The 17223-nt window shown below is 72.2% G+C and carries 20 protein-coding genes; 11 read left to right on the top strand and 9 right to left on the bottom strand.

The window, feature by feature from the left end; all coding sequences use genetic code 11:
- Positions 1–96: 96 nt before the first annotated feature.
- Positions 97–1014 carry a DMT family transporter gene (locus LX15_RS05840; protein WP_253668448.1) on the bottom strand — a complete coding sequence of 306 codons (918 nt, stop codon included), beginning with the start codon at positions 1012–1014 and terminating at the stop codon, positions 97–99.
- Between LX15_RS05840 and LX15_RS05835 the strand changes: the two genes are divergently transcribed.
- Positions 1013–2398: an aminotransferase-like domain-containing protein gene (locus LX15_RS05835; RefSeq protein ID WP_253668447.1), complete on the top strand. Its 1386-nt coding sequence runs from the start codon at positions 1013–1015 to the stop codon at positions 2396–2398. The two genes, LX15_RS05840 and LX15_RS05835, sit on opposite strands and share 2 nt — an antisense overlap.
- Positions 2399–2474: 76 nt before the next feature.
- On the opposite strand, the gene LX15_RS05830 is transcribed toward LX15_RS05835, so the two are convergent.
- On the bottom strand, positions 2475–2699 hold the full coding sequence (locus LX15_RS05830) for a hypothetical protein (RefSeq protein ID WP_253668446.1): 225 nt from the start codon (positions 2697–2699) through the stop codon (positions 2475–2477).
- A gap of 107 nt (positions 2700–2806) precedes the next feature.
- Here LX15_RS05830 and LX15_RS05825 point away from each other — a divergent pair, with 107 nt between their 5' ends.
- The gene (locus LX15_RS05825) at positions 2807–3184 is read left to right on the top strand and encodes an Imm1 family immunity protein (protein WP_301304110.1); all 378 of its coding nucleotides are present in this window, start codon (positions 2807–2809) and stop codon (positions 3182–3184) included.
- Positions 3185–3461: 277 nt separating this feature from the next.
- Here the strand turns inward: LX15_RS05825 and LX15_RS05820 are convergent, their stop codons facing one another.
- Entirely contained in the window at positions 3462–3623 is a 162-nt protein-coding gene (locus LX15_RS05820) for a hypothetical protein (protein ID WP_253668445.1), read from the bottom strand.
- 550 nt (positions 3624–4173) lie between these two features.
- Here LX15_RS05820 and LX15_RS05815 point away from each other — a divergent pair.
- On the top strand, positions 4174–5367 hold the full coding sequence (locus LX15_RS05815; protein WP_372502413.1) for a cytochrome P450: 1194 nt from the start codon (positions 4174–4176) through the stop codon (positions 5365–5367).
- A 150-nt stretch (positions 5368–5517) separates the two neighbouring features.
- Here LX15_RS05815 and LX15_RS32995 read toward each other — a convergent pair whose 3' ends face one another.
- The 4 genes from LX15_RS32995 to LX15_RS05795 all read right to left on the bottom strand — a co-directional run bounded on the left by LX15_RS32995 (position 5518) and on the right by LX15_RS05795 (position 9344).
- Positions 5518–6285 carry a GNAT family N-acetyltransferase gene (locus LX15_RS32995; protein WP_253668443.1) on the bottom strand — a complete coding sequence of 256 codons (768 nt, stop codon included), beginning with the start codon at positions 6283–6285 and terminating at the stop codon, positions 5518–5520.
- 404 nt (positions 6286–6689) lie between these two features.
- Complete coding sequence (locus LX15_RS05805) at positions 6690–7409, bottom strand: histidine phosphatase family protein (protein WP_253668442.1); 720 nt, start codon at positions 7407–7409, stop codon at positions 6690–6692.
- Between the two features lie 149 nt (positions 7410–7558).
- On the bottom strand, positions 7559–8308 hold the full coding sequence (locus tag LX15_RS05800) for a heparin lyase I family protein (protein ID WP_253668441.1): 750 nt from the start codon (positions 8306–8308) through the stop codon (positions 7559–7561).
- A 406-nt stretch (positions 8309–8714) separates the two neighbouring features.
- A complete protein-coding gene (locus LX15_RS05795) occupies positions 8715–9344 on the bottom strand; it encodes a TetR/AcrR family transcriptional regulator (protein WP_253668440.1) in 630 nt (209 codons plus the stop codon).
- Positions 9345–9429: 85 nt separating this feature from the next.
- Between LX15_RS05795 and LX15_RS05790 the strand changes: the two genes are divergently transcribed.
- The gene (locus tag LX15_RS05790; protein ID WP_253668439.1) at positions 9430–10266 is read left to right on the top strand and encodes an NAD(P)H-binding protein; all 837 of its coding nucleotides are present in this window, start codon (positions 9430–9432) and stop codon (positions 10264–10266) included.
- A 70-nt stretch (positions 10267–10336) separates the two neighbouring features.
- On the opposite strand, the gene LX15_RS05785 is transcribed toward LX15_RS05790, so the two are convergent.
- The gene (locus tag LX15_RS05785; RefSeq protein WP_253668630.1) at positions 10337–11170 is read right to left on the bottom strand and encodes an undecaprenyl-diphosphate phosphatase; all 834 of its coding nucleotides are present in this window, start codon (positions 11168–11170) and stop codon (positions 10337–10339) included.
- A 147-nt stretch (positions 11171–11317) separates the two neighbouring features.
- Positions 11318–12367 carry an LLM class F420-dependent oxidoreductase gene (locus tag LX15_RS05780; RefSeq protein WP_253668438.1) on the bottom strand — a complete coding sequence of 350 codons (1050 nt, stop codon included), beginning with the start codon at positions 12365–12367 and terminating at the stop codon, positions 11318–11320.
- Between the two features lie 126 nt (positions 12368–12493).
- Between LX15_RS05780 and LX15_RS05775 the strand changes: the two genes are divergently transcribed.
- From LX15_RS05775 to LX15_RS32230, 7 genes are all read left to right on the top strand, one after another.
- Positions 12494–13471, top strand: coding sequence for an aldo/keto reductase (locus LX15_RS05775; protein ID WP_253668437.1), 978 nt, complete (start codon positions 12494–12496; stop codon positions 13469–13471).
- A gap of 175 nt (positions 13472–13646) precedes the next feature.
- On the top strand, positions 13647–14513 hold the full coding sequence (locus tag LX15_RS05770) for an LLM class flavin-dependent oxidoreductase (protein ID WP_253668436.1): 867 nt from the start codon (positions 13647–13649) through the stop codon (positions 14511–14513).
- Positions 14514–14691: 178 nt separating this feature from the next.
- Complete coding sequence (locus tag LX15_RS05765) at positions 14692–15699, top strand: YncE family protein (protein ID WP_253668629.1); 1008 nt, start codon at positions 14692–14694, stop codon at positions 15697–15699.
- Positions 15696–15911: a DUF5703 family protein gene (locus LX15_RS05760; RefSeq protein ID WP_253668435.1), complete on the top strand. Its 216-nt coding sequence runs from the start codon at positions 15696–15698 to the stop codon at positions 15909–15911. Before LX15_RS05765 ends, LX15_RS05760 begins: the two co-directional genes overlap by 4 nt.
- 167 nt (positions 15912–16078) lie before the next feature.
- Positions 16079–16543: a hypothetical protein gene (locus tag LX15_RS05755; protein ID WP_253668434.1), complete on the top strand. Its 465-nt coding sequence runs from the start codon at positions 16079–16081 to the stop codon at positions 16541–16543.
- Between the two features lie 218 nt (positions 16544–16761).
- Positions 16762–16926: a hypothetical protein gene (locus tag LX15_RS05750; protein WP_253668433.1), complete on the top strand. Its 165-nt coding sequence runs from the start codon at positions 16762–16764 to the stop codon at positions 16924–16926.
- Positions 16923–17045: a hypothetical protein gene (locus LX15_RS32230; RefSeq protein ID WP_301304080.1), complete on the top strand. Its 123-nt coding sequence runs from the start codon at positions 16923–16925 to the stop codon at positions 17043–17045. The genes LX15_RS05750 and LX15_RS32230 overlap by 4 nt, the downstream gene beginning before the upstream one ends.
- Positions 17046–17223: the final 178 nt, after the last annotated feature.

The raw sequence follows: 17223 nt of genomic DNA, 5'->3' as shown, positions 1-17223 counted from the left end.
TCTCCGCATCGGCGGAAGTGCCGCGCGTTCGGGACAGTAACGCGCTCCTGATCACCGGACCCACGGATTTTCCGCCCCGGCACCGCGTCGCGAGGGTCAACGGACACGTTGCCCGACCGCGACGAGGAGCGCGACCACCACACCGACGACGAAGGTCAGCGCGTCGAGTTCGTCGGCGAAGAACAGCGCGGACCAGCAGATGGTCAGGATGGGCTGGATCTGCTGCACCTGGCCGACACGGGCGATGCCGCCGCGGGCGAGGCCGGCGTACCAGGCGAAGTAGCCGATCACGGTCGAGGCGACGGCCAGGTACAGCAGGCCGACCGTGCTTCTCACCGTCCACTGTGGATCCTGAACGAGGGCGGTGACGATGCCGGCGGGAACGCTCAGCGGGAGCAGGGCGACCAGCGTCCAACACATGCTGCGCGGTCCCCCGAGCACCTTCGCGCGGTCCGCGCCGAGGACGTACGCCAGCGCCGAACAACAGGTCGCGGCGAACATCGCCAGATCGCCCGTCCCCAGGCCGAGTTCCCCGGCGCCCCGCCGGGTCATGAGGTAGGCGAGAAGCACCACGAGGCCCGCGACGGTGGCCAGCCAGAAGCGCGGCGAGGGGCGTTCCTTGCCGAGGAGGGTGGCGAACACGGCGGTGAGCGCGGGCAGCAGGCCCATGATGACGGCCGCCCGCGCCGGGTTGATCGTCGTCAGCGCGACCGAGGACAACAACGGGAACCCGACGCCCACGCACAGTCCGCCGACGGACAGGGAGAACCACGTGCGCGCGTCGGGTATCGGCGCCCGCATCCGCCACAGGATGACCACCGCCAGCAGTCCCGGCAGCAGGGCGCGCCAGACGGTGATCGCCACCGGGTCGAAGCCCTCCACCGCCCAGGCGTTGGCCGGGAGCGTGAAGCTGAAGACCAACACCCCGAACAGGCCCAGCGCCCACCCGCCCTGACTCGGGCCACTGTTATCCGTGATCGCGCTGGGAGCGATAACGCTATCCTTGCCTGACATGGACAACGGTAACAGTCGGGAGCGCCTCGCGTCCGCCCTCCGCGACTTCGTCGACCGGTCCCCACCGGGGACCAGACTGCCGTCCGTGCGGGAACTCCAACGCGAGCACCAGGTTTCGCCGCTCACGGTCCAACGGGTCGTCCGCGAGCTGGCGGCGGAGGGACTGGTGACGGTGCGGCCGGGTAACGGCACCTTCGTGGCCGCCGCCCCCGCGCGGGGCCGCCCCACCGACCTGGCCTGGCAGCACGCCGCGCTCGGCGGCCACACCCCTCCCGACGCCTCCCGCAACCTCGCCCTCCTGGAGGCCCCCAACGCCGAGACCGTGCGGATGTCGGGCGGCTACCTCGACCAGACCCTCATCCCGGAGAGGGCGCTGGCCGCCGCCATGGCCCGCGCGATGCGCCGCACCGGGGTGTGGGGCCGCCCGCCGATCGAGGGTCTGGCCTCGCTGCGGCAGTGGTTCGCCCGCCAGATCGGCGGGTTCGACCCGGCGGAGGTCCTGGTGACCTCGGGAGGACAGAGCGCGCTGTCGATGGCGATCCGGGCGCTGACGCGTCCCGGCGACGCCGTCGTGCTCGAAACGCCGACCTACCCCGGGTTCATGTCCATCGCCCGCAGCCACGGTCTGGAGATCCACCCCGTTCCGGCCGACGAGCACGGCCTGCGCACCGACCTCCTGGAGAACGTGCTGCGCGCCCGCACCGCGCGTCTGGTGGTGGTCCAGCCGTTGTACGCCAACCCGACCGGCAGCGTGCTCGCGCAGGACCGGCGCCGCGAGCTGTTCGACCTGGCCCGCCGGCACTCGCTGTTCGTCCTGGAGGACGACTACGCCCGCGACCTCACCATCGACGGTCCGCCCCCGCCCACCCTCGCCTCGGCCGACACCGGTGGGCACGTCGTCCACGTCCGGTCGGTCACCAAGTCGATCGCCCCCTCGGTGCGCCTGGCCGCCCTCGCGGCGCGCGGGCCGGCGCTCGCCCGGTTGCGCGCCGCCAAGACCCTCGACGACTTCTTCGTCTCCGGACCCGTGCAGGAAGCCGCGGTCGACTTCCTCTCCTCCCCCGCCTACCCCCGGCACCGCCGCGAGGTCGCCAGGGAACTGGGCCGCCGGCGTGACGGCCTGCTCACCGCCCTGCGCGCGCGGCTTCCCGAGTGCGCGGTCGAGAACGTCCCGCGCGGTGGCATGCACCTGTGGGTGCGGCTCCCCGAGGGCGTCGACGACAACGAGGTCGCCGCGCGGGCGCTCAGCGCCGGCGTCATGGTCGCGGCCGGCTCGGCCTGGTTCCCGGCCGAGCGCGACCGCCCCCACCTGCGCCTGACCTACGGCGAGACTCCCCTGCCCCAACTGGTCGAAGGGGTCCGCCGACTGGCCTCCGTCCTGTGACGAGCCCGTGGAAGGCCCGTGGTCGGGCCGATGGTCGGTTCGGCGTCCAGCATCCCGCCCGCGTGGGCGCTTCCGCTCACAGCGGTCCGAGGAACGTGTCGCCGTCGCGGTAGAGGTGGAGCTGGTAGTCGAGGAGCTGCCCGATCGCCATCCGCACGTGCTCGCGCGTGGTCGACGCCTTCGCCTCGATGATCATCTGCTCCTGCGGGTCGAAGGCGCCGCAGACCAGGCGTCCCCGGGACGGCAGGCGGGCGGTCAGCCTCCGCGGTTCCCTGCCGACGAAACGGGAGTACCGCCGCACGAGCGTCGCCTCGGGAAGGTGACCGTCCTCGGCCCCGCGCTCCCCCGCGCCGTGGTCTCCTCCGGCACGTCGCCGCGGCCTCGGAGCGTCGTCAGGAGGAGAGGGTCCTGGACGAGATCCTGGCCAGCGACCAGCCGCATCCGCCCGTGATGTACGCCCGGGAACGGCCGACGCTCGGGCCGGACGGCCAGCCGGAGCACCAGCTCAAGATCGATGTCAACGCGCCGGCCGGGGTGGGCGCGCTCTCGTTCACGGGAGACGACCCCGATCACCCTGGTGATGGTGACTACGCGGGGATCTGGGTGACCAGGAACAACCAACCCCCTGCCCGCGCACCTCGCCTGTACGTCGACAAGGCCTCGCGGGAGGAATTTCCCACTGACGCCGTGCTCGCGCTCGACACCGTCCGCCAAGCCGTGCACGAGTTCATGAACACCGGAGCCCGGCCGCGTTGTGTGTCCTGGCAGGAGTGGGACGTCTTCTGATCTGCCGCCGGTAGACGGAGGCGACGTTCCCGACCGCTGCTCGCCTGGTCATGGCCGGAGCCGGGGATCTGTTCGGCACAGGCGGCCCCGGCTCCGGCAAGGGCGTCGGTCACGCGACACGTGCCGGGACACCAGGCAACAGGCGGAATCCGCGCGGAATCCATCGCTGCGCCTGAGCGCCTCGGTGAAGGAAGTGCGGCGCCGCCGCTGATGGCGGATCCCGGCACAGAAGGCGGAGAATTCTCACCGCTCCGTCAGGTCGCGAGACCCGGCAGGGTCAATCACCGTCCTCGACACGGCCTCCGCCGCAGGAGATGAGCGAGCAACCCTGGGTCTGCGTGGCACCGGTGGGGTGGTGCAGCGCCACCTCCTGCACCCGGACCTCCAGAGCCTCGATCAACGACTCCATGTCGTGCAGTTCGCGCACTGCGGGTTCCATGACTTTCTCCTTTCTCGCCAAGGGGCCACCGTGCCACCGTCCGCGCACGGTCGTCGCCGTGGCGAGAGGGGTCCCGGTGGCCCCACCCCTGGTTGCCCACCGCCTCTGTCGGCAACCAGTGCCCCGGTCGGGTGCGCACCACACTCACACCAACAGGTGACTGCGCTGCGCCCCGTATGCGGGGGTACCGGAGTCCCCCTCTCCTCATCGCCACGTTGGCACCAGAAACCACGAACGCGACACCGACAGATGCCAAGGCGGTGTTGACGTGATGCCACAGTGGTGCCACGATGGGATCATGCGAGAGAACGTCCACCGACCTTCCGAGCGGGACGCCCGCTGAGGCGGGTCGCACGAAGCTCGCGCCCACGGTGAGTCCGGGCGAAGCCCGGCCTCACCACCACCCTCACCCGCGCCGACAGCCGACGGAGCGTGAACGATCCGCGTTTCGGACGCCGAATCGGCCGGGGCTGTGCGCGCCCTCCTGAGAAGGCGTCGCGCATCACGCCGTTCCCGCCGAAAGCGTTGCTGTGAAAGGAAAAACATGACCATCGCCACGCGTGTCGACGAGTGGGGCGCCCACCCCGACCATTTCTGGCTCCGAGGACGCGACCCCGAGCAGCCCGTCCGGTTCGACGAGGGAACCGGCACGTGGCACGTCTACGGCTACGACGAGTGCGTCGAGGTCCTCAGCGACACGAAGGCCTTCTCGGCCGACATCACCAGGGCCCTCCCCGAGCTGGCCACCCCCGAGTTCGACGACGGCAACCTGCTCCGCATGGACCCGCCCGACCACGGGAAGCTGCGCAAGCTGGTCAGCAGCGCGTTCACGCCGAGGGTCGTGGCCGACCTCGAACCCCGGATCAGGGACATCACCCACGAGCTCCTGGACGCGGTGGAGGGGAAGGACCGGTTCGAACTGGTCACGGACCTCGCCTACCCCCTGCCCGTCATCGTCATCGCCGAGCTGCTCGGCGTGCCGGCCAGCGACCGCGACCTGTTCCGGGGGTGGGTGGACGGGCTGTTCGAGAACCGCCCCGGGGTCTCGGTGCACCAGACGCGGGAGGAGGTGGAGGAGCTCATGGGGAGCGGGCTCGACTCCGTCCGCCAGATGTGGGACTACCTGGCCGAGCACGCCGCCGAACGACGCAGGCGCCCGCGCCAGGACCTGCTGACCAAGCTCGTCAACGCCGAGGTCGACGGCCAACGGCTCAGCGAGACCCAGGTGGTGAACTTCGCGAACCTCCTGCTGCTGGCGGGCCACATCACCACGACCCTCCTGCTGGGCAACACGGTGCTGTGCCTGGACGCCCACCCCGACCAGGCGGCGCGGCTGCGCGAGGACCCGTCCCTGCTCCCGTCGGCGATCGAGGAGACACTGCGGTTCCTCTCGCCGTTCCCGTGGTCGGGCCGCGTCGCCACCGAGGAGGTGGAACTCGGCGGGTGCCGGATCGGCCGCGACCAGCTCCTCATGGTCATGCAGGGCGCGGCGAACCGGGACGGGCGGCGGTTCGCCGACCCGCACGCCTTCGACGTCGCCAGGGACCCCAACCCGCACCTGGGCTTCGGTCGGGGAATCCACTTCTGCCTTGGCGCGCCGCTCGCCCGGCTGGAGGCTCGGGTCGCGCTGGGGATCCTGCGGGACCGGCTGCCCGACCTGCGCACCGACCCGGACGACCCGGCGACCTTCATGGCCACGACCGACATGGCCGGGGTCAAGGTGTTGCCCGTCCTCACCCGCTGACGCCGTCGCCCGTCGGCGGGAGGGCCTTCGCCCACGAAGTCCACTGAGGACAGTGCGAGTGGGTGTCCCGCTGGGGGCTCTCGAACTCTCTGGCCGGGGGTCGGGCCTGATGACGACTGGGGGTCGTCATCAGGCCCGGACAACGGGAGATCAGACAGCGCGGGAGATGTGGAGCATCTCGGCCACCCTGCGGTAGCCCACCGCCCGGTAGATGCGTTCCTCGTCCTCCCCCGCGGGGGTCAGGAACGGCACGGTGATGCCGACACCCGGGCAGGACTGGGTGAGCAGGGCGGTCAGCGCCGTGGCGATGCCCCGCCGCCGGTACGGCGCGCGGACGCCGATGGCGGCCAGCTCGCTGACGCCCTCGTGCGGGGGCGCGCACAGCCCGCCGCCCACCCCTCGGCCGGACGTGGTGTCGACGGCCAGGGCGACCAGCCCGCCCGCCTCGACGACCCGCCGCAGGCGGGCCACGTCGTGGTCGGTCGTCGCGGCCTGGCCGTAGGCGTCGTTCTGGGCCTCGGCGACCTGGCGCAGGTGTTCGTCGGAGGAGGCGAGCAGGCACTCGACCGAGTCGTCCCGCACCGGGGCCGGGACCACCTCGGTGGGCGAACAGATCATCACCGGGAGGCGTCGTTCCGGCGCGAATCCCAGTGCGCACAGGGCTGCCTCGACCCGGGGGCACAGGCCAGGCAGGTACTCCAGCCGGGGAACGCGGCCCCGTTCCGAGAAGGCCGTGATGAGGTCGGTGACCTCGTCGGACGTCGGTTCGGCTCCGTCATCGGGGACGGCGTAGTTGCGGAACAGCCCGGAGTCGTGGTGGTCGAACGACGCGAGGAACGGTCCCACCCGCACCGCGTCCGCGCCGGGGCGGGAGGTGATGTCGGCACGCAGGTAGGCGTGCACACGAACGTCGAACACAGCGAAATCGCCTTTCGTCGAACAAGCGTGCGGTATCCGGAAACCGGGCCGCCGGTGTCGACCCACGCGTGCTCAGCAGGAGCTGGCGCCCTGCCCGGTGGTGCCCAGCGGCCGTCCTCGACGCGCTGGCAAAGGCCTCAGTCCTCTCTGGGCTCAACAGAACGCCTCACCATAACCGAGTCGGCGCGGCGATCGCGCGCCAGATGTCCGCCTCCCGCGGACCTTTGGAAGCGGCCGACACCCGGTTCGTCCGGCGTGGCTCTCCGGGAGCCCGCGCGGGAGGGGATGTCGGGGCAGTGGCCTGATCAACGGCGGCGGATCGCTCCCGAAACACGTCCTTCTCCTCACGCCGCCCAGACGGGGTGAGGAGAAGGACCTCGGTGTGGTGGGCGAGGTGACCGAGGTCAGGGAGTCCCGGTGGAGCCGCCGATCACGGCGTCGGAACCGTCGGCGCGCGCCGCCTCCGCCCCGGCCTGCTCCGGAGACGGCTTCGGCGGCACCACGCCGGCCAGGTCGCCGCCGTTGTCGTTGATCCGCAGCACGAACGGCCGGGTCTCGGTGTAGCGGATGACGCTCACCGAACAGGGGTCGACGACGATGCGCTGGAAGGCGTCGAGGTGCGCGCCCAGCGCGTCCGCGAGCACCGCCTTGATCACGTCGCCGTGGCTGCACGCCACCCAGACGCTGTCCTGGCCGTGCTCGGCGGTGATCCGCGCGTCGTGGGCACGGAGGGCCGCCACGGCCCTGGCCTGCACGGACGCCAGTCCCTCACCGCCGGGGAACACCGCGGCCGACGGGTGCTGCTGCACGACCCGCCACAGCGGCTCCTCCACCAGGTCCTTCAACGCGCGCCCGGTCCAGTCGCCGTAGTCGACCTCGGCCAGCTCGGGCTCGACGACCGGGGTCATGCCCCGCGCCTCGGCCAGCGGGCGCAGCGTCTGCTGGCACCGCTCCAGCGGGGAGGTGACCAGCGCGGCCAGTGGCAACGCGGACAGCCGGTCGGGCAGACGCGCCGCCTGCCCCACACCGGTGTCGTCCAACGCGACCCCGGGCTGGCGGCCGGCGAGCACGGCCGAGCCGTTCGCGGTCGATCGGGCGTGCCGGAGCAGGATGACGGTAGCCACCCCAGCAGCCTACGTGTTCGTTCTCGGGAGCCGGTGGGACCGTGGAGGGGGCCGCCGAACCGCAGGCGGATCACGCCTTCGCCCCCGTCGTCGTGGGGATCTCGTGGTCGGGCACCGGTATCAGCGAGATCAGCGGCAGGACGAGGCCGCTACCGCACGTCGTTGTAGGTCGTGCCCACCTTCATCCGGTAGATCCGGTGCACGGCCTCCAACTCGGGTCGCTGCCGGTCGTAGATTCCCCACTTGGGCTCGTTGTAGGTGTCCAGTGTGCGCCCGGGATAGCGCAGGACGCCGTCCTTGCCGAGCCGCTGCTGTTCGCCGTTGAAGTAGAACTCCACCCAACCTCCCCTCAGCTTGTTCGAGGTGTGGATGCCCACGACGAACCGGTACCACTTCCACGGCTCGACTTGTCCCGTCCAGATCAGGTTCCACGTCTCGCCCACCCCGACGAAGAAGAGCCTGGCGTGCCCCTCCTTGATCTTCATGATCACCGGGTAGTTCTGCGCGCCGTTGCCCGGCGCCCCGTTGTCGCAGTACGACTTCCACTGGAAGATCGTGTAGTCACCGGCGGTGGTCGTCGACAGTTTGCTCGACCACCCCAGGTAGTAGGTGCTGTTGTTCCGGAAGCGGAACCGGCCGGCGTCGGTCCTGATGCCGCGGGTCTCGCACCGGACGACCGACTTCTGTCCCGCCTCCGCCTTCTTCTTGGTGTACCGCCACGCGACGAAGCCCTCGTCCTGTCGGGCGGTCACGATGCTGCCGGGACGGGCGCACTCCAGGTTGCCGAACACCCGGGTGCCCTTCGCCGGATCGCCCTCCCACAGCACCTGCGCGCTCGCCGGCTCTGCGACGAACAGCAGTGAGGCGAGCAGGGCGACGGTCGCCGAAAGAATGCGCATGAGGTCTCACTCCCCTTGTGCGCGGCATGCTCGGAACGCCCGGTGGGCCGTTCACCGTCCTGTCGCGGACAGGCCTTCCCTCAGGAGGCACGCACGTCACCAGGTGTGAAGGGCTGGTGAACACGCCGCGAGGCCGGTCAGCCGACCGGGCGTTCCGCCGACGTACCCGGGAGAGGACAGGAGAAACGAGGCCGACGCGGAAACCTCCGTGTGGGCGACGCCGGGGGCTGCCTGCCCGAACTACGCTCGGACACACCCTTCCGACGCGACGAACGACGTCCTCGTGGCCATCAGCCGCCGGGACCGGACCGACGCCAACTTGACCGTCCACAGTGGATGATGCCGCGAGGGATCGTCCCCGTGAAGGCGGCGTCCACTGTGGATTGTCCTCGCCCTCGCGCGCGAGTCAGTCCGGATCGGACACCTTGGTGGAACGGAAGACACCGGCGCGGGCGGCGGCGAGGGTGATCTCGGCGGCGTGGTCGGCCACGGCGTCGTCGAGCGGTTCCGAGGTGACGAGCAGGCGCAGGTAGACCGGGGCGATCAGGGACTTCAGGAGCAGGGCGGGATCGGTGCCCTGCGGGAGCTGGCCGCGTTCGACGGCGCGGGTGACGAGGGGCGTCGCGCGTCGGAACCGGTCGGCGAAGAAGCGGCGCCGGACGTCGGCGATCTCCGGTAGGCGGGCGGCGTCGGAGAACATCGTCGCGACGACGCCCAGGTGGGTCACCGTGAGGTGGGTGACCAGGAGCCGCGCCAGGGCGCGCAGGTCCGTCGCGACGTCGCCGGTGTCGGGGATGGGCATGTCGGCCGCGACGTGGTCGGTGAGGGCGTCGACGACGAGCGCCTCCCGGTCCTTCCAGCGCCGGTAGACCGTGGTCTTGTGCACGCCGGCCCGCTGGGCGACGGCCTCGACGGTCAGGCGGGCGTAGCCGACGTCGGCCAGCTCGGCGAGGGTGGCCGCCAGGACGGCGGCGCACACCTTGGGACCCCGACCGACCGGCCTGCCCTGGGCTGCGGATCCGGACCGCGACTCCATCGCAACTCCTTGTTGCGTTAAGCATGATCACTGTGCCAGCCTCAGGCTATCGCAACTTCGAGTTGCGATACATCGAGGAGGGGCCTTGTACCTGATCACCGGGGCGACCGGCAACGTCGGACGCCACCTCGTCGACCACCTGCTCGCCGCGGGCGTCCCCGTCCGCGCCACCACCCGCCACCCCCGCACCGCCCACCTGCCCGACCCGGTCGAGGTGCTCCCCGCCGAGGAGACGACCTTCCCGCTGGAAGGCGTGCGCGCGGTCTTCGTCAACCCCAGCGCTGTCGGACACCACCTCGACACCCTCCTCACGCAGGCCAGAACGCACGGCGTGCGCAGGGTGGTGTTGCTGTCCACCTCGGCCGTGCTGGACGAGGCCAACCCCATCGGCGCCCACCACCGCGAACTGGAGGACCAGCTCGTGAGGTCCGGTCTGCCGTGGACCGTGCTGCGTCCCGGAGCCTTCAACTCCAACACGCTCGGCTGGGCCGACCAGATCCGCACCGAGGGCGTCGTGCGCGCACCCTACGGCGGGGCACGCATCGCCCCGATCGACGAACGCGACATCGCCGCCGTCGCGGCCCAGGCATTGCTGTCCCACGAGACGGACCGGCTGCGCGGGGCCACGCCCGTCCTCAGCGGACCCGAGATCGTCACGCCGGTCGACCAGGTTCGGGCCATCGGCGCGGCGACCGGCGTTCCCCTGCGGTTCGAGGAGATGCCGCCGGAGGACGCGCGAGAGGCCATGCCCAGGGCGGGAGTTCCCGCGCTGGCCGCCGACGGCGTGCTGCGCTACCACGCGCACGCCGCCCTCCATCCGGTCGAGATCTCCCCGGCCGTGGAGGAGATCACCGGCCGTGCTCCGCGCCGTTTCGCGGACTGGGCCGTCGAGCACGCCGCCGCCTTCAAGGCCGGCCGCTGAGAGCCGCCACCACGCGCGAGGGCGGGGCGGCCGAAGCCACCCCGCCCTGGCGCGTCCCGTGTGTGGAGGGTCAGGTCGCGTTGACCACCCCTGCCGACAGCAGGCCCATCATGGTCAGACCCAACACCAGCCGGTACCAGACGAAGACGTACACGCTGTGCTTGGCGACCCAGTTCAGCAGCCAGGCGATCGTGGCGTAGCCGACGGCGAACGCGATGGCGGTGGCCACCACCATCTGGGCCACCGAGGGCTGCGGGCCGGGCCCGGTGCGGTCGAACACGTCCGGGATGCTGAAGATCCCCGAGGCGAACACCGCCGGGATGGCCAGCAGGAACGAGTAGCGGGCCGCCGCCGCCCGGTTCAGGCCGATCGCCAGGCCCGCCGTGATGGTGCCGCCGGACCGCGAGACACCGGGGATCAGGGCCATGGCCTGCGCGAAGCCCATCACCACGCCGTCGCGCAGGGTCATCTGCTCCACGGCGCGCCGCTGCGGCCCGAACCGCTCGGCCGCGGCCAGGAACAGGGCGAAGACGACCAGCGTGGTGGAGACCAGCCACAGGTTGCGCGCGCCGCTGCGGATCTCGTCCTTGAAGACCAGGCCGAGCAGGCCGATCGGCAGCGTGCCGATGATCACGTACCAGGCGACGCGGTAGTCGGCGCTCCGCCGCGCCTCGGCGTCGACGAAGCCGCGGAACCAGGTGGTCAGCAGCCGCCAGATGTCCCTGGCGAAGTAGATGAGCACGGCCAGCTCGGTGCCGAGCTGGGTCACGGCGGTGAACGACGCGCCGGCGTCGGAGTCGAAGAACAGCTCGGAGACGATGCGCAGGTGTCCGGAGGAGGAGATGGGGAGGAACTCGGTCAATCCCTGGACGAGTCCGAGGACCAGGGCCTGCAACCAGCTCACGCGTGAGCTCCTGAGGTTCGCGGGGAAGCGGCGCAGCGGGTGCGCCGCGGTGCCGCTGCGCATCTTGCAGCACCCCGGTTCACCCGAATGCGGCGACCCCGGCCGGGACACCCGGACGAGGGCCGCCGCGACGGTCCGTGAGGCGCCCTACTCGGCCAGGCCGGCCAGCTCCAGCGCCTCCCGCGCGGTGCGCAGGGCCGTGCGGCCCTGCTCCAGGTCCTGGAGCATCGGCGAGACGGTCAGGGTGGTCACGCCGGTGTCGGCGTAGGCGCGCATCCGCTCGGCGATGCGCTCCTTCGGGCCGAGCAGCGACGTGGCGTCGAGGAACTCCAGCGGCACGGCCGCCGCCGCGCCCTGGTAGTCCTTGGCCAGGAACCGGTCCTGCACCTCCTGGGCCTGCTCCCCGAAGCCCATGCGGGTGGCCAGCTCCTTGTAGAAGTTCTTGTCCCTGCTGCCCATGCCGCCGATGTAGAGCGCCGCGTACGGGCGGACGGTGTCGGCGCAGGTCCGCCAGTCCTCGCCGACCACGATCGGCACGGTGGGCACGATGTCGAACCCGGCCATGTCCCTGCCGGCCTTCTGGCGGCCGGCCCGGATGTGGGCCACCGACTCCTCGGCGTGCTCCGGCGAGTAGAAGATCGCCAGCCATCCGTCGGCGATCTCGCCGGTCAGCTCCAGGTTCTTCGGGCCGATCGCGGCGATGTAGACCGGGATGTGCTCGCGCACCGGGTGCACGGTCAGCTTGAGGGCCTTGCCGGGGCCGCCGGGCAGCGGCAGCGTCCAGTTGGCGCCCTCGTGCACCACCCGCTCCCGGGACAGCGCCTTGCGGATGATCTCGACGTACTCGCGGGTGCGGGCCAGGGGCTTGTCGAACTTCACCCCGTACCAGCCCTCGGAGACCTGCGGACCGGACACGCCGAGGCCCAGCCGGAACCGGCCGCCGGACAGGGTGTCCAGGGTCGCGGCGGTCATGGCGGTCATCGTCGGCGTGCGCGCCGGGATCTGGAAGATCGCCGAGCCCACGTCGATCCGCTCGGTGTGCGCCGCGATCCAGGACAGCACGGTGGGGCCGTCGGAGCCGTAGGCCTCCGCCACCCAGACCACGGAGTAGCCGAGCGCGTCGGCCTCCTTGGCCAGTTCGAGGTTCTCGGCGTCGTTGCCGGCGCCCCAGTAGCCCAGGTTCAACCCAAGTCGCACGAGCCAGACCCTACCGGCAGGTAACATGACGTGCCGCACCGGTGTCGCCCCGGTCACACTCCGGACCAGGCGTGTCGCCGTGCCACAGCACCCCCGCCCGCCGATCACCTTCTAGGCTCGCCGACCGTGGAACAGCGACAGCTCGGCCGCAGCGGCCTGCGCGTCTCCCGGCTCGCCCTGGGCACGATGACCTGGGGCAGGGACACCGACGCCGACGAGGCGGCGAACCAGCTCGTCGCGTTCGTCGAGGCCGGCGGCACCCTCGTGGACACCGCCGACGTCTACTGCGACGGCGACAGCGAGCGGATCCTCGGCGGACTGCTGGGCGAGGTCGTGCCCCGCGACGAGATCGTGGTGGCCACCAAGGCCGTGGCCCGCCGGCACGACGGCCCGTTCGGCGGTGGCGCCTCCCGGGGCGCCCTGCTCACCGCCCTGGACCACTCCCTGCGCCGCCTGGGCGTCGACCACGTCGACCTGTGGCAGCTCCACGCCTGGGACCCCAGCACCCCGCTGGAGGAGACCCTCGGCGCCGTCGACGCCGCCGTCACCAGCGGCAAGGTCCGCTACGTCGGCGTCTCCAACTACTCCGGCTGGCAGCTCGGCACCGCCGCCGCGCTGCAACGCGCCGTCCCCGGCCGCGCCCTCCTCATCTCCACCCAGGTCGAGTACTCGCTGCTGGAACGCGGCGTGGAACGGGAGATCGTGCCCGCGGCCGCCCACCACGGCATCGGCCTGCTGCCGTGGGCCCCGCTGGGCAGGGGCGTGCTCACCGGCAAGTACCGCTCCGGCACCCCCGCCGACTCGCGCGGCGCCTCCCCCCACTTCGCCGCCTACGTCGAACACCACCGCACCGACCGCGCCGCCCGCATCGTGCAGGCCGTGGCCACCGCCGCCGACGGGCTGGGCACCTCGCCGCTGGCCGTCGCGCTGGCCTGGGTCCGCGACCGCCCCGGCGTCGTCGCCCCTGTCGTCGGCGCCCGCGACACCGCGCAGCTCACCGGGTCGCTGGCCGCCGAGGACCTCACCCTGCCCTCGGAGATCAGAGCCGCGCTCGACGACGTCAGCGCCGTGGAGTTCGGCTATCCCGAGCGGCCCCTGCGGTAGCCGTCCGGCGGGCCCTCCACCGATCGGAGCCCATCCGCGCCGCCAAGTGGCAGCTCCGCGTCCCGGCTGTTACGAACGGGGTGCTCTCGATCACCACGCGGCGGCCGTGCCAGCCGTGCCCCGGGTCACCCGTGCCAGCGCCGTGCCACGCCGCTCCACCGCCGCCGGAGGCGAGATGGACATCGGAATCGGACTGCCCGCCACCATCCCCGGCGCCGACCCCACCCAGGTGCTGGAGGCCGCCCGCCGCGCCGAGCGGCTCGGCTTCGCCTCGGTCGGCGTCATCGACCGCGTCGCCTACGACAACCACGAACCACTGATCACCCTCGCCGCGGTCGCCGCCGTCACCGAACGCGTCCGCCTGGTCACCTCGATCCTGCTCGCGCCGCTCCGCGTCAACACGGTCCTGCTGGCCAAGCAGGCGGCCACCCTCGACCGGTTCGCCAAGGGCCGGCTGGTCCTGGGCATGGCCGTCGGTCTGCGCCAGGACGACTACCAGGTCTGCGGCATCCCCATGGGCGGCAGGGGCCGCCGCTTCGAGGCGATGCTCACCGAGATGAGGCGGGTCTGGTCCGGTGAGGTCAGGGGCGAGGCCGGCCCGGTCGGCCCCCGTCCGCCCCGCGGCGAGGTGACGATCATCATCGGGGGCGGGTCCGACACCGCCCACGCCCGCGCCGCCCGGTTCGGCGCCGGCTGGATCGCCTCCGGCAGCGCTCCCCCCGACCGGTTCGGCGAGTCGATCGCGCACCTCCGGCGGCTGTGGGCCGACGAGGGCCGCCAGGGCGAACCCCGGGTCCTCGCCCTGACCTACTTCGCCCTCGGACCCGACGCCAGCCAGGCGGCGGGCCGGTACCTGTCCCACTACTACGGCCACGCCGGCGTCACGCCCGAGACCGCGCAGCAGATGGCGTTGACCGGCGAGAGCGCCGTGCGGGAGGCCGTGGCCGCCTACCGCGACGCCGGCTGCGACGAGCTGCTGCTGTTCCCCTGCTCGGCGGACCCGGTCCAGGTCGATCTCCTCGCCCCGGTCACGCTGCGCTGACCCGACGTCGGTCGGCGCCGGCCCGGCCGCCTCTCCTTCCGACGGGGGTCGGCGCTGCACCAGCCGGGTCCCCGTGCGTGACCTCGCCACCCGCGTCGGGGATGCTGGAGGGACGTCCCTCGCCCGTGGGCGGCGGACGCGAGGTCAGCGGTGAGCACAGGAGGTCGTGTTGCGTCGAGTGGTCGCGGTCCTGGTCGCGGGGGCCGCCGTCCTGGCGGGGTGTTCCTCGGGCGACGGGCAGGCTGGTGAGGCACTCCAGGTCGCGCGGTCCCTGGTCGCCCCCACTCCGGCCGCCGCGCCCCCGGCGAAGGCCACGCCCGCCGGCACCGTGCACCCGCTGGCCCGGCAGGTCACCGCCATGACCGTCGACCAGGCCAGCCGCACGCTGGCCGTCGCGGTCCGCCAGCCCGACGAGCTGCTCCTGTTCGGGCTCGACGACCTCGCCGGCACGCCCCGCGCCGTCGCCCTGCCCGGCGCCGTCGACCAGCTCACCCCCACCGGGGCCGGGAGCGAGCTGTTCGCCCCCGTCCCGTCCGCCGACCAGCTCCTGCGGATCAAGCTGCCCGGCGGCGAGGTCGACCGCGTCCCGGTCAGCGGCCAGCCCACCGGCGCGGTCACCGTCGGCGACCGCACGGTGGTCACCACCCCGGGCACCAGGGGCGTCACGATCCTCAGGGGCGGCCACGAGGAGCGCCGCGTCGAGGGCCTCCAGGGCGCGGCCGTCCCGCTGCTCAGCGACTCCCGCGTCCTCGTCGTCGACCGGCTCCACACCTCGGTCACCCCGGTCGACCTCGACAAGGGCACCCTCGGCGCTGCCCTGCGCGCCGGCGACGGCGCCAGCAACGCCGTCGTCGACCGCTTCGGCCGGGCCTTCGTCGTCGACACCCGAGGCGGCGAGCTGATGGCCTTCACCGAGTCCCCCAACCAGCCGCTGCTGATGCGGCTGCGCTACCCCGTGCCCGGGGCCCCGTGGGGGATCGCCTACGACGGCAGGCGCGACCTGCTGTGGATCACCCTGACGGAGAAGAACGAACTGGTCGGCTACGACGTCTCCGGCGCGGAGCCCGTCGAACGTCACCGCGTCCCCACCGTCCACCAGCCCAACGCGGTCGCGGTGGACCAGGAGAGCGGACGGGTCCTGGTGGCGTCGGCCGACAGTGGAGGGGTACAGGTGGTGCAGCCATGAACGACGGGTCGGTGATCGACGGAGACTGGGAGTACCAGCCGCTGCGGCTCCCGCCGGGTGTGTCCCGACGGACCGCGGCGGTGCAGCTCGCCGTCCACGCGGAGTTCGCCGGGTGGGAGTTGTCCCGGGTGCTGCTCTACGCCGACGGCACCCGCAAGGTGTGGCTGCGGCGCCGTCGCACCGCCGCCGGCATCCCTGGCCTGTTCACATAGGACGTGTCGCCCGACTTCACAGAGGACGTGTCGCCCGACGGACGTTTCCCGGCGGGGACAGCGGGCACAGCCTGAGGGTCGGGGCCGCCTGGCCCCGACCCGGGTCCCCCTCCTGGCACGGCGTGCGCCGCCGGACGTGGGACGCGGACCTCCTCGTCGTCGGAGGGATGCCGATGCGTCCGCTGGTGCGCGGGTTGCTCGCGGGAGCCGCGGGAACGGTCGCGCTGAACGTCGTCACCTACCTGGACATGCTGGTGCGGGCCCGCTCCTCCAGTTCCGTTCCCGAGGAGGTCGCCGGGCGTCTGGCCGAGCAAGCTGGCATCGCGTTGGGTGACGAGCAACAGGCCGCCAACCGGCGCAGCGGCGCCGGAGCGCTGCTCGGCTACGTGACCGGGCTCGGCGTCGGCGCGGCCTACGGCCTGCTGCGCACTCGCTGTCGCGGTCTTCCCGTCTGGTTGGCCGGCCCGATCCTCGGGGCCACCGCGATGGCCAGCAGCGATGCCCCGTCCGTGGCCCTCGGGGTCACCGACCCGAAGTCGTGGGGCGTCCAGGGCTGGGTCTCCGACATCGTCCCGCACCTGGTCTACGGCGTGGTCACCGCGTCGACCTTCAACGCCCTCACCTCACGCTGACCGGGGACAGCCTCCGGCCGGGGCGTGTCCGCCGCAGGACGCGGCTGTCGCTGAGCCGGCTCCTGGGGCGGGTACGGGAGCGGCTTCGTGGTCGCCGCCCTCGCCGCAGTCGAGATCACTATGTAGGACGCGGTGCCCGCCCGTCGGGTGTGTCGCGGGACCGACCGTGGGCCGGTCCTGACCAGGTGTTGTCGTCGTGCGGGTCGTTCCGCTCGATAATGCGCCGCACCTCGGTCAGGGAAGGCTGGGAGTGCCCCAGCGCGGTCTCGTCCTCGGGACGGAAGAACTTCCGCTCGGCGTTCCAGGTCCGCCGCATGAGCCACTCGGCGTGGAAGTCGGCGGGGATCCAGTACTCGATGACGCCCTTCTCCAGGGAGGGATGACGCCCTTCTCCAGGGAGGTCAGCCTGTCGGTCGACTGCGCGCCCGACTGCTCGTCACCAGACGCGTCCGCCTTCGTGACGGGCACGGTGGCCGAGTGCCACGCCGTGGTGCGCAGGTAGCGGAACTGGCCGGGCTTCACCGCCTGGTCCTTGGCCTTGATGGCCGCGTCCGCCGCCCTGTTGCTTCTGGCAGGCGGGGAAAAGGTGCCGGTCTTGCGGGACGCGACGGCCCGCCAGGCCCGACGCGTTGGCCAATGGCTCGACGAGCACGGCGTGCGCGGGTTCGAGGACCGCGCCC

Source organism: Streptoalloteichus tenebrarius (assembly GCF_024171885.1).
Lineage (GTDB): Bacteria > Actinomycetota > Actinomycetes > Mycobacteriales > Pseudonocardiaceae > Streptoalloteichus > Streptoalloteichus tenebrarius.
This window is presented reverse-complemented; position numbering and strand designations above follow the sequence as displayed.

Coding starts and splice junctions, on each gene's coding strand:
- LX15_RS05835 (WP_253668447.1), top strand. CDS start 1,013: ATGGACAACGGTAACAGTCGGGAGCGCCTCGCGTCCGCCCTCCGCGAC.
- LX15_RS05840 (WP_253668448.1), bottom strand. CDS start 1,014: ATGTCAGGCAAGGATAGCGTTATCGCTCCCAGCGCGATCACGGATAAC.
- LX15_RS05820 (WP_253668445.1), bottom strand. CDS start 3,623: ATGGAACCCGCAGTGCGCGAACTGCACGACATGGAGTCGTTGATCGAG.
- LX15_RS05800 (WP_253668441.1), bottom strand. CDS start 8,308: ATGCGCATTCTTTCGGCGACCGTCGCCCTGCTCGCCTCACTGCTGTTC.
- LX15_RS05795 (WP_253668440.1), bottom strand. CDS start 9,344: ATGGAGTCGCGGTCCGGATCCGCAGCCCAGGGCAGGCCGGTCGGTCGG.
- LX15_RS05770 (WP_253668436.1), top strand. CDS start 13,647: ATGGACATCGGAATCGGACTGCCCGCCACCATCCCCGGCGCCGACCCC.
- LX15_RS05760 (WP_253668435.1), top strand. CDS start 15,696: ATGAACGACGGGTCGGTGATCGACGGAGACTGGGAGTACCAGCCGCTG.
- LX15_RS05755 (WP_253668434.1), top strand. CDS start 16,079: ATGCCGATGCGTCCGCTGGTGCGCGGGTTGCTCGCGGGAGCCGCGGGA.
- LX15_RS05750 (WP_253668433.1), top strand. CDS start 16,762: ATGCGCCGCACCTCGGTCAGGGAAGGCTGGGAGTGCCCCAGCGCGGTC.
- LX15_RS32230 (WP_301304080.1), top strand. CDS start 16,923: ATGACGCCCTTCTCCAGGGAGGTCAGCCTGTCGGTCGACTGCGCGCCC.